Source organism: Mobilisporobacter senegalensis (genome assembly GCF_003752155.1).
GTDB lineage: Bacteria > Bacillota > Clostridia > Lachnospirales > Lachnospiraceae > Mobilisporobacter > Mobilisporobacter senegalensis.
In genome coordinates, this window is the sequence record NZ_RJVG01000003.1 from 300,219 (window position 1) to 311,747 (window position 11,529).

Here is an 11,529-nt window from a genome sequence, read left to right on the forward strand (position 1 = left end):
ACCAAATACTTATTTTGCATTATACCAACTTGTTCCTTCATTCACTTCCACTTCAAGAGGTACACTTAAATCAGCCGCTTTATACATTTCTTCTTTTAGTATATTTTTTACCTGTTCCACTTCTTCTTTATGAGTTTCAACTAACAACTCATCATGGATTTGTAATATTAATCTGGACTTTAATTTTAAATTTTTTAATTTACGATTTACTCTTATCATTGCAATCTTGATAATATCAGCAGCTGTTCCCTGAATCGGGGAATTCATTGCAATTCTCTCACCAAAAGAACGTTGCATGAAGTTACTTGAAGATAATTCAGGAACCGGTCTCCTTCTGCAAAAGAAGGTTGTAACATATCCATTTTCTTTACCACTTGCTACCAGTTCATCAAGAAATTGTTTTACTCTGGGATAAGTTTCAAAATATTTATTTATATAGCTTTCGGCTTCTTTTCTTGTGATATTAAGGTCCTGTCCAAGACCAAAGGAACTGATTCCATAAACAATTCCAAAATTAACTGCTTTCGCATTACTTCTCTGAGCACTGGTTACTTCAGCTAATGGGGTATGAAATACCTGAGAAGCTGTAATTCTATGAATGTCCTGTTCCTCCTTATATGCTGCAATTAACCTCTCATCCCCTGACATGTGGGCAAGTACTCTAAGTTCAATCTGAGAATAATCAGCATCTAAGAATATATAACCCTCTTTTGGAATAAATACCTTACGGATTTCACGACCTAGTTCCATACGGATTGGAATGTTTTGAAGATTCGGTTCAGTACTGCTTATTCTTCCTGTGGCAGCAACTGTTTGATTAAACTTGCCATGAATACGTTTGTCCTCTTTGATATAATTAGCCAAACCATCTGCATAAGTTGATTTTAGCTTTGTTAATTGTCGGTATTCCAAAACCATTCCAACTACTGGATCTTCACTTCGAAGTTTTTCTAATATATCTGCCGAAGTAGAATATCCTGTTTTTGTTTTCTTGCCAAATGGCAGTTTTAGTTTTTCAAATAAAATAACACCAAGTTGTTTTGGGGAATTAATATTGAATTTTTCGCCTACAATATCATAAATCTCTGTTTCTAATTGAACTATTCTGGTTCCCAGTTTATCACCATACTCTTTTAATGCTTCCTTGTCCACTTCAATTCCACGTACTTCCATGTCATATAAAGAATAGATCAACGGCATCTCAATCTCTAAAAATAAAGACAGCATGTCCGTATTCTTTAATTCATCTGAAACTGGCTGATACGCACAATAAGCAACATAAGAATGATAACAGCAGAAATTATGAAAAGCTTCGGATTTTTCTTCTTTTGCCTTTATCAGTTTATCTTTTCCCAGAAAATCATTCCTTGAAGGAACTGTAATACTAAGATAGTCTCTTGCAATATCATCATAATAATAAGTATCTTTGGATGGATTCAATAAGTAAGCTGCTACACTCAGATCAAATATTTTACTATCTTCATCTGCTGTAAGATATGGCAGCTGGTTCTTTAAATCAATTGTAGCTACCATGATGTTCTTACTTATGATATTATCCACTTTACTTTTCAGGTAATCCAAATGGATAAAGCCAACTATTCCAATATAATAGACCTGACCTTCTGATGCTGCGATGGATAATCCCAATATATCATCCTCTTCAATAATATATTGAAGCCCAACAAATTTATTGTTTTTCTCTATTTCTTGAAATACCAGCTCTGCCTCATCCAGGGATTCAACAATTTTAAAAGAATCCTCCATACTGTTATGGTGATCAATATTGTCTTGAAATCTATTTAATAAATTCTTAAATTCAAGTTTTTTGAAATATATAAAAACATCCTGATTAAATAAATCCCCTAACTCCGCTTCTTCCAGAGAAAACTCTAATTCACAGTCTGTTTTAATAGTGGCAAGCTTTTTACTGAGTAATGCCAGGTCAATATTTGCCATAAAAGATTCTTTTGCCTTTTTAGGCATAATCTCATCCATATGTTCAATAGCATTTTCAACAGTAGAATATGCTGTAATGATCTTAGTAGCCGTTTTTTCTCCGATACCTGGGACTCCGGGAATATTGTCAGAAGCGTCACCCATAAGCCCTTTTAGATCAATAATTTGAGACGGTGTCACCTGATATTTTTCTATTACATCTTTTGTATTGTAATCTTCAATCTCAGTAACTCCTCTTTTCGTCTTAGGCATACGAATCTTTATGGTATCACTGGCTAACTGAAGTAAATCTCTATCTCCTGATACCAGTGATACCGAGATTCCCTGTTCTTCACATTTCTTTGCTAAAGTACCAAGGACATCATCCGCCTCAAATCCTGGCCTCTCCATGATACATACACCCATCGTTTTTAATACTTCCTTGATGACCGGGACCTGCTCTCTAAGTTCATGAGGCATAGATTTTCTTGTCCCTTTGTATTCAGTAAACATCTCATGTCTGAAAGTTGGCTGATTTACATCAAATGCAACTGTTAAATAGTCTGGTTTCTCTTCATCTAAAATCTTAAATAAAATATTGATAAATCCATATATGGCATTTGTGTGCAGCCCTTCTGAGTTAGTTAAGTCAGGAACTCCATAAAACGCACGGTTTAATATACTATGCCCATCTATTAATACTATTTTTTTATTCATTCTGTTCTCCTTTGTCAGTTGATTCGTTTTTATATTCAAATTGTTTTTTGTAATTTAAAATTTCATTTTTATTCTTTTCGATAAACTTATCAAGAGTGGTTTCTTTATCTAGATAAAAATAATTCTTAATAACATAATTATTACCTTCTTCTTGTTTTTCTACCTCTTTTAATTCTCCAACTACATATTCTCGAATACCAATACTGGATAAAAAGGATATAACACAAATAACAAGTATCAATACTACTCTTTTTCTAATGGAAATTATCTTTTTGTTAATAATCTTCTCTTCTTCTCTTTTTAGTTTATTAACAAATGCAAGATGAAAATCACTTGGAAGATTTCTTTCTTCATCAAGTTGCTTCATACCTGTTAAAAGAGTATAGTATACCTCCAGCTCTTCTTTACAATCGGCACATTTTTCAATATGAATTAAAAAATCTTCTAAAAGATCGCTGTCAAGTTCATCATTAATAAACGGAGTGATATAACTTTGAGCTTCGCTGCAAGTCATCTTACTACCTCCTTATGTTAAAAATATTTTCAGGTGATCGGAAAGCATAATATTTATTAGTTTTACAATTCCCTAAAAAAATTTATATTACCTGTTGCAATATATTTCTAATTATGTTAGAATAATTCTCGCAAGTCACGCGGATGTGGCGGAATGGCAGACGCATCAGACTCAAAATCTGACGGTGGTAACATCGTGTGGGTTCAAGTCCCACCATCCGCATTATAAAGGATTAAAATACTCATTGGACAATTGGTCGAAAACCTTTTCTAATGAGTATTTTTTCATATCTACATCAAATAAGTTCTATGGTTTTAACCACATCTGAATCAGATTTTACCTGCTGGTATATCATGGTGAAGAAATTAGTAAAATATGTGAAATTATCATAAGTGCTATTGATTATTATATATTAAATAGATGCGCAATGCAATCCTGCATTCAAATAATGAATCATCCTGCAAATCAAAAAAAGTATATAAAAAAATGAAAGTGAGGTCACAGTATATGAATAAAACAATTATAACATTTACTCAAATTATGGGGTTGAATCGTATTTTATTAAACGAAGGTCTGGGATATAAGGTACACTTGCAAGATGCCTGCGGCGGCCAGAGTTTTACAATAGGCCCGTTAGATGATAATACAAACGAGGAAAAGTTTGAAGAAGCAAAGCAAGTAGTTATTCAATATTTTAAGAATATTCAGATTGAGTTAGAGTTTCTGACGAAAGAAGCCTTTATTGTGATATAAAGTTTAACTTAAATTAAGTTTTCCATTTTGTTATTTACAAATAATTTCGTATCATATATGATATTTATGGTAAATATTATATATATTACAAAGCTAGTATTTTTATCTGATGACTATCAGCTATAACACTCCCCTTCTAAAGTGTGAGATAATAGCCATTACGTCCCTGGATAAATTCAACTGACAATATAAGGATTAGAAGAAAGGAATTTATTATGGCAAAACAAAATCCAATCGTTACAATTGAACTTGAAACAGGTAAAATCATTAAACTTGAACTTTATCCTGAAATAGCTCCAGTTACTGTGAATAATTTCATTTCCCTGGTTAATAAAAATTTTTATGACGGATTGATTTTTCATAGAGTAATTGAAGGATTTATGATTCAGGGAGGAGATCCGGAAGGTTCCGGAATGGGTGGTCCTGGATATTCTATTAAAGGTGAATTTTCTTTAAATGGTTTTGATAATACATTAAAGCATACTGCTGGTGTTATCTCAATGGCCAGATCTCAAATGCCAAACTCAGCAGGTTCCCAATTCTTTATCATGCACAAGGATTCACCACATCTTGATGGCTCCTATGCTGCTTTTGGTAAAGTTACGGAAGGTATGGAAGTTGTAAATGAAATTGCTACTACCCAGACAGATTATTCCGACAGACCAGCTACACCACAGGTAATGAAAAAAGTTACCGTTGAACTATTTGATGAAACTTATCCAGAACCAGAGAAATGCTAGTTGCAGACAGACGCTTTGCCCTTTAAAGAACTAAAACGCCTAAGGATAAATAATCATTTGACTGCCTTTCCCTCGTGACGGTATATTTCTTTCAAGCCTCTAAACTAATAAAAATGCAATCCATGGAATTGCATTTTTATTAAGAGTCTTGACGAAATATTAACACCGTCCTCAGCCGGACTACGTCAAATCGATTATTTATCCTTAGGCTTTCTTTATATTATTGAAGGCAAAGCTGGTATTTGAAAGAAAGGCCATTTACGGCAAAAGATAATTGTTTATCAAATTAATATTCTATATTTTGATATAATTCATTCAAATAATTAATAATTTTGGAATGGGTATCTTCCCAATCAATATACGGATTTTTAATCACTATTTTTTGAATTGGTAAGTTTTTATTTATAGCGGAAGTGAAAAACTGACTTTGGAACCTTTCCCTCCATCTTTTCCTTTATTTTCATACAGGATTTCACCGCCATGTTTTTCTACGATATATTTGCAGATAGAAAGTCCTAATCCAGAACCTGGTACACTCATATTTCTTGATTTTTCCCCACGATAAAACTTATTGAATATGTATGGAATATCATGTACAGGAATTCCGTTTCCATTGTCCCAAACTGATATTGCAATAAAACTTTCATGATCTTTTAGATATACATCAATTCCAATCTTTCCATTATCCTTCTTTCCATATTTCAAACTATTGTCTACTAAGTTGGTAATAACCTGGGTAATTCTCTGTTCATCAAATGATACCAGCATATTGGAAATATTGTTGTTATAATAAAAATCCATGCTGTGATGCTCTACAACACCCTTGATTTCTTTCACTAAATTCTCTAAGAATTCATTCATATATTGTTCTCTTGGGGTAATTGTAAGCTGATTTATTTCTGCATTTGAATGTTCTAATAGATCACTTATCATTTTTGTTAAAACCTCTGTTTTATCCACTATAATATTGGCATACTTCTGAACTTTTTCCGGTTCTGCTGCCATGCCATCTCTTAACCCCTCACTATATGCTTTTATAGTTGAAATAGGTGTTTTTAAATCGTGGGATATACAAGAAATCAATTCTTTTTGACTTCTTGTAAGTTCTCTCTCTCTCTCCATTTTTGCTTTTAATTCATCTCTCATCAATTCAAAATTATAAGACAGTTTGTCAATATCATCACTCATAACGGAATTTTCTTTTGCTTTTATTACTTTCACATCATAGTTCCCCTTTATGATTGCTTTCGAAGACTCTATCATTTCTTTTACAGGTAAGAGAAGTCGTTTTTTCATATATAAACTATGAAACATCAATATAAAGGATACCAAAATAATTCCTATAACCATCCCTTTAAATATATTCCATATTATTCTTTCTTTGCTTGCTTTGATAATCTTTTCTCTTGGTAAGAAGAATGCTGCAAAACCCACTGTACCTTCTTCCTTGACAATGGCAAATGTGGTCTTGACTATTGATTTATCATTTTCAAACAGACTTTGATCTATTTGGATAAATTCATTTATCGTCACTCTGTCTCCTATTACATAGGATGGTTTTTCACTATATATAATTTCACCTTTTAAATCTACTACTACAAAAGGATATTCCAAAGAAATATCCTTTCTATATTCAAATTTGCCTTTTATAAAACATTTACTAATTTCACTTAATTGATCTGCTGCCAATATACGTGCTTTATTAAAAAAAACAGACTCTGTATATTCATTATATTCCTTGATGCTGAACAATAAGCCCCCAAACATAATGATTATGATGAATAGATTCATTGCTATTTGATTTTTTAATAAAGAACCCTGTTTCATATTATTCACCTGTTATTCCATGATAGATAACTTATAGCCTGCACCCCATACTGTTTTAATATAATCTAAATCGTATTCTCTTAGCTTTTCTCTGATTCGTTTGATATAAACTGCTACACTGCTTATATCTCCATACTCATTTAAGCCCCATACATTTTCATATATTTGTTCCTTTGAAAACACCTGATTATGGTGAACGGCAAAGAAATATAATACCTCAAATTCTTTTGTAGTAAAATCTATCTCTTTCTCCTTGATTCTTGCTACATAACTTTCCTTGTAGAAGGTTAACTGTCCAATTTGTAATCCACCTTTGTCATAGAGAGTTCTCGGCATTTTATCAAATCTTCTTAAATGAGCTTTTACTCTGGCAACTAATTCTAAAGGACTGAAAGGCTTTGTAACATAATCATCTGCACCAATACCGAGACAAATTACTTTATCCATTTCTCCATTCTTTGCTGACAACATAATAATTGGAATATCGGATGTCTCTCTGATTTTTTTGCATATGGTCATGCCATCCACCTTAGGAAGCATGATATCCAATAAAACTAAGTCCGGCTTAAAGTCGTCAATTTCTTCTATCCCCTTTTCTCCGTCAAATGCCAGACTGACTTTATATCCTTCTACGCTTAAATATTCTCCCAGTATCTCTGCTAATTCCTTTTCATCTTCCACGATCAATACTTTGTCTGCCATAAATTCCTCCTTTTACCAACCTCTTTGGGAAAGGAAATGATATAACATTATCTCCCGTTCCTTTATATCCTCCTTATAAAAGGTACCTGTATCCAACTCCCCGTCAATCCTCCCATCGCGAATGAATACTACTCTATTCCCTCTTGCTGCTGCTTTTAGATCATGAGTCACCATAACAATACTTTGCCCTTTATTGTAAAGCATTGTAAAAATATCTAATACATTTTCACCTATACTGGAATTTAATGCTCCCGTAGGTTCATCTGCAAATAAAAGTTCCGGTTCATTCATTAACCCCCTGCAAATTGCTGTTCTTTGTTTCTGCCCTCCTGAGAGCTGGCTTGGAAATTTGTGCTCATGCTCTTTTAAATCCATCTGTTGTAATAATTCTTCCACTTTTTCATTTACATTGGATTTACTGATCCTGGATTTATACGCAGGGCTGACAATATTTTCTCTCACAGTCAGATCAGGGATTAAGTTCATATTCTGAAAAACAAAACCAATATTATCTTTTCGAATTTCTGCCATTTGTTTTTCTTTTAGGTTGGTAATATTTCTCTCCTTTAAATATACATTACCACTGGTCACTTTGTCCATACCACTTAACATATAAAGTAATGTTGATTTTCCAGAACCAGAACTTCCCATAATCACGGTAAAATCACCTTTATATATTTCAATATCCATATTCTTAATGATATTATTTACTACTCCATCAGTAACAAAACTTTTACATATTTTTTCTGCTTTTAAAATATTTTTGCTCATATTAACGCTACCTTTCTCATCTACTCACATGTTAAATCTTTCACCGGGTTATCATAAAGATTCTTTGAAGAAATAATTCCACTTAATCCAAAGATAAATAATGTTATCATATTAGTAATACTTATATTGATAATGCTGTAATCTACTCTATATTCCTTAAACCCAAAGAAAGACAGAGATACCACCATTGTTTTTGGAAAAACCGCTATAAAAACAGGCAGTACAATCATAGTTGAAATAATTGCTATCGTTAAAATATATATTATATTAGCTTTTAAGAGGTGGTTGGAAGAATAACCAATTGCTTTATAAATACTGTTTATTTTGCTAAGATCCTTGTTCTTTAGATAAACAATAGCTATTATATTTAATGCCCCTAAGAGCAGAACCATTACCATAAATGGCATAATTGCTTTTTTCTGTGGTGTACAAATCATATCCATAATAGTTACATATTTGAGTTTTCGATCTATAAATTTAATTTTATTTGAATAATTATCACTATATTCACTAATAAACCCTTCTACCTGACTATTATCCTTTAAATATAAAGATGCTTCTGAATATTGAAAAAATATATCATTTTCTCTTAAGGTCTCTCCCAAAAGTCTGCAGCTTTTCCCCATATCATAATAACTTTGAAAGGTTCCTGATATTAAAAGATTTATTTTTTGATTTCCATTAAAGTAAATCGGTATATAATCTCCTACATGCTTATTTAACTGATTTGCAACAGAATTACCAATTGCTATTTCGTTACTATATCTGGGATTTCTGCCTTCTAAAATTGGCATATCAAGGTTATCATAAGTTTCATAAATCATGGAACTCATAATCGTATCCCCTAATCCTTTTTCCCATTCTAAAGAAACTGGAACATCTGTAGTTGTTGGTATCACTTTTTTTACCCCAGGTATTGCTTTTATTTCTTCCAGGTTTTCTTCAAAATCATTTAAGTCAAGGCTCTCTAATGAAACGTCATGTTTATCAAACCCGATCCAATAATAATTATTTTCCTGCATTGCATCTATCATTGAAAACGCAGTAGAAGCAAAATTTACGCAATAGATTGACACGATACAAGTGATCACAATGAGGATCGTATTTTTTTTACTTCGAAGCATCATTCGAAAGGCCATATTAATTGGTGAAAATCCCATGCTTCGTTTTTTATTCTTTTTAATATTCATCTGGATCGATACCTCTTTGCTAAAGACCTCCAATGGTTTGATGTTTTTTAAATTACGCAGAATAAGATAAACCTGGATGAATACAAAGAAGATAACTATAAATACACAAATAAAACCGGCTTTCAAAATTCCCTTACTTGTGGTTACTCCCAGATTTTTCAATGTTTCTTTGGTAAAGGAATCTGATATGAACTTACTGCTCAAAGCACCTATGACACTTCCAAGTGTCACCAGAAATAAATAAAATTTTAAATAGATACTTGTGATTAAATGATTACTATATCCAATTGTTTTATAGATACCAATAGATTCTTTCTCTGAGATAAGCATATTTTTAATCATATACTGAATCATAATTCCACTTACGAATAAAATTAAAATACTTCCTGCGAACAAAATACCTCCCAGTATTTTCTCCGTCAGCTGATTATCATTAATTCTCGACTCAAGTGTAATACCTCTTCCTTCCAGTATCTTATTGTTTGCCTCTCTATAATAATCAATTAAATCATTACCTGTAATATTTCCTTCTGAAAACACACTGAGATAATATCTACTTCCCATATCCTTTGGAATATTTGTCACAATAAATTCCAAATCAAAAGCGACGCTCATATTATATGGATCTGCATAGATTCCTTTTACAGCATAGGATAAGCTTTCACCAATCTTAATCTTATCTCCTACACTGATCCCATATTCATTAGCAAAGGTATTTGGTATTACGCATTCTTTCTCTCCTAAGTATTCTATATTGAAATCTCCATTTATCATTCGCAAATTCTTATGTAACTTTTCATTATATTCAATCAGATCATAAAATCCTTCTTTTAAATCTGCCCCTACTTTTATTCCATCACGAATATAATAATATTTAGTGATTTCAACATTTCTTACTTTATCCAATTGCTCAAATTTATTTTTTATATTTTGAGCGTATTCCTTTTCGTCATGATATAAATATAACTTCAGCCCTGGTGAATTACATTCGTTCACTAAGTTCTTATATGGATCATTAAAAGAAGTCATAATGATCAAGGAACTTGTCATTAACATGGAACATAAGGCTACAATTAAAATTATAAATAAACTTTGGATTTTCCGCTTACGGATCTTTTTAAACCACATAGTAATCTCCTCTTCTGATAATTATTTCTAACATAATCATATACGGAAAATTTTAAATAAAAATAGGTAAATTATGAATAATTATGAATAAAGTAGATCTTTTGAATATTACTCTTGTTTTTCATTAATTCAATAAAAAAAGTGGTTCCATATGATCAGATTTTCACTTAATCACACAAAACCACTTTTTTTCGTTCAATATAATATTTTATTATTTATCAGCAGGGTCTTTTTTCGTTTCTTCTTTTACTTTATTATCCGTATATGGCATCTTAATATTAGATTTCATATTATTATTCTCGACTTTTTTCAATATTTTCTTAATTGAAAATGCCATTGCTGCAATTATAATTGCCCATATGATGAGATATGGAAGATTTACCACGAACCATACTGCAAAATTCTGTGCTCCCGTTTTAAGATTGAAGAATGTACTGCTAAGTCCGGATCTCATTCGCTGTAGGACTGTCTCATCTTCCACTGGTGTTATATGCCTTACCTCATTAATGCTAAGAGTAATTGTACTATAATCTACCAGATTGTCGAAAGTACGGATCTGAGATTCATAGGACTCTATCTCATATCTCACATCAGATAATCGATTTTCTATTTTTATAATATCTTCCAGTTTTTTTGCATTTTTTAATATATCAATCAGTCTTTCCTGCTCTACAATTAATGCATTTTTATGACTTTCTACATCTACATATTGAAGAGTAATATCTTCTGTAGACTCTGATGAATTCACAACATTTCCCATCTCTTTTACAGCAGCTACAAAACTTTTTAAATTCTTACTTGGAATTCGTATTACCATACTGGCATATCTGGACCCATTTTCATTAAAATAAGTATTTCCGCTTACTTCTGAACTTTCCATATAGCCATTTAAATTCTCAACTTTTGAATTAACAGCCTCTAATAAGCCTTCAAAATCTTTTGTTTCAACATCCATTTGAACTCGTTTGATCAGTTTGCGGTTTGTTTCGACACTATTTGTGTTTTTTGATTCGCTTGTGATTTCTCCCTCTGTTTCAGGTGCAGTGGAATCCGATGTATATTCAGATTGTACTGCGTTATCAGCTGATTCCTCTATTGCCTCCGGCATAGCCACTGATCCTGTTCGGCCTCCATAAGAAGCTTCTTTTTTTGCTCCACATGCAGATGTAAATATTGCAACTAGAATTAATGCGGTTGTTAATAATCTTAAGTTAATCTTTTTCATATAAATCCTCCTCTAAATGAAATATTG

General features: G+C 32.0%; 9 protein-coding genes and 1 tRNA gene. 3 read left to right on the forward strand and 7 right to left on the reverse strand.

All coding sequences use genetic code 11. The features are described 5' to 3' along the window. Nucleotides 1–9: 9 nt before the first annotated feature. Together polA and EDD66_RS06775 are read right to left on the reverse strand one after the other, a co-directional pair. The gene (polA, locus tag EDD66_RS06770) at nucleotides 10–2,652 is read right to left on the reverse strand and encodes a DNA polymerase I (protein WP_123608800.1); all 2,643 of its coding nucleotides are present in this window, start codon (nucleotides 2,650–2,652) and stop codon (nucleotides 10–12) included. Next, a complete protein-coding gene (locus tag EDD66_RS06775; protein ID WP_123608801.1) occupies nucleotides 2,645–3,166 on the reverse strand; it encodes an anti-sigma factor family protein in 522 nt (173 codons plus the stop codon). Before EDD66_RS06775 ends, polA begins: the two co-directional genes overlap by 8 nt. A 139-nt stretch (nucleotides 3,167–3,305) precedes the next feature. On the opposite strand from EDD66_RS06775, the gene EDD66_RS06780 reads away from it, so the two are divergent. The 3 genes from EDD66_RS06780 to EDD66_RS06790 all read left to right on the forward strand — a co-directional run bounded on the left by EDD66_RS06780 (nucleotide 3,306) and on the right by EDD66_RS06790 (nucleotide 4,659). Then, nucleotides 3,306–3,388: transfer RNA gene (locus EDD66_RS06780), tRNA-Leu, on the forward strand. Nucleotides 3,389–3,673: 285 nt separating this feature from the next. Continuing rightward, nucleotides 3,674–3,919, forward strand: a complete 246-nt coding sequence (locus tag EDD66_RS06785) for an RDAC family protein (RefSeq protein ID WP_123608802.1) — start codon at nucleotides 3,674–3,676, stop codon at nucleotides 3,917–3,919. A gap of 215 nt (nucleotides 3,920–4,134) precedes the next feature. Continuing rightward, the gene (locus EDD66_RS06790) at nucleotides 4,135–4,659 is read left to right on the forward strand and encodes a peptidylprolyl isomerase (protein ID WP_123608803.1); all 525 of its coding nucleotides are present in this window, start codon (nucleotides 4,135–4,137) and stop codon (nucleotides 4,657–4,659) included. Nucleotides 4,660–5,061: 402 nt separating this feature from the next. Here EDD66_RS06790 and EDD66_RS06795 read toward each other — a convergent pair whose 3' ends face one another. From EDD66_RS06795 to EDD66_RS06815, 5 genes are all read right to left on the reverse strand, one after another. Continuing rightward, on the reverse strand, nucleotides 5,062–6,486 hold the full coding sequence (locus EDD66_RS06795) for a HAMP domain-containing sensor histidine kinase (RefSeq protein ID WP_123608804.1): 1,425 nt from the start codon (nucleotides 6,484–6,486) through the stop codon (nucleotides 5,062–5,064). Between the two features lie 12 nt (nucleotides 6,487–6,498). Next, complete coding sequence (locus EDD66_RS06800; RefSeq protein WP_123608805.1) at nucleotides 6,499–7,188, reverse strand: response regulator transcription factor; 690 nt, start codon at nucleotides 7,186–7,188, stop codon at nucleotides 6,499–6,501. Between the two features lie 12 nt (nucleotides 7,189–7,200). Further along, nucleotides 7,201–7,959, reverse strand: coding sequence for an ABC transporter ATP-binding protein (locus EDD66_RS06805; protein ID WP_123608806.1), 759 nt, complete (start codon nucleotides 7,957–7,959; stop codon nucleotides 7,201–7,203). A gap of 20 nt (nucleotides 7,960–7,979) precedes the next feature. After that, on the reverse strand, nucleotides 7,980–10,277 hold the full coding sequence (locus EDD66_RS06810; protein ID WP_123608807.1) for an FtsX-like permease family protein: 2,298 nt from the start codon (nucleotides 10,275–10,277) through the stop codon (nucleotides 7,980–7,982). A gap of 211 nt (nucleotides 10,278–10,488) precedes the next feature. Continuing rightward, nucleotides 10,489–11,502 (reverse strand): DUF4349 domain-containing protein, encoded by a 1,014-nt coding sequence (locus tag EDD66_RS06815; protein ID WP_123608808.1) that lies wholly within the window; start codon nucleotides 11,500–11,502, stop codon nucleotides 10,489–10,491. Nucleotides 11,503–11,529: the final 27 nt, after the last annotated feature.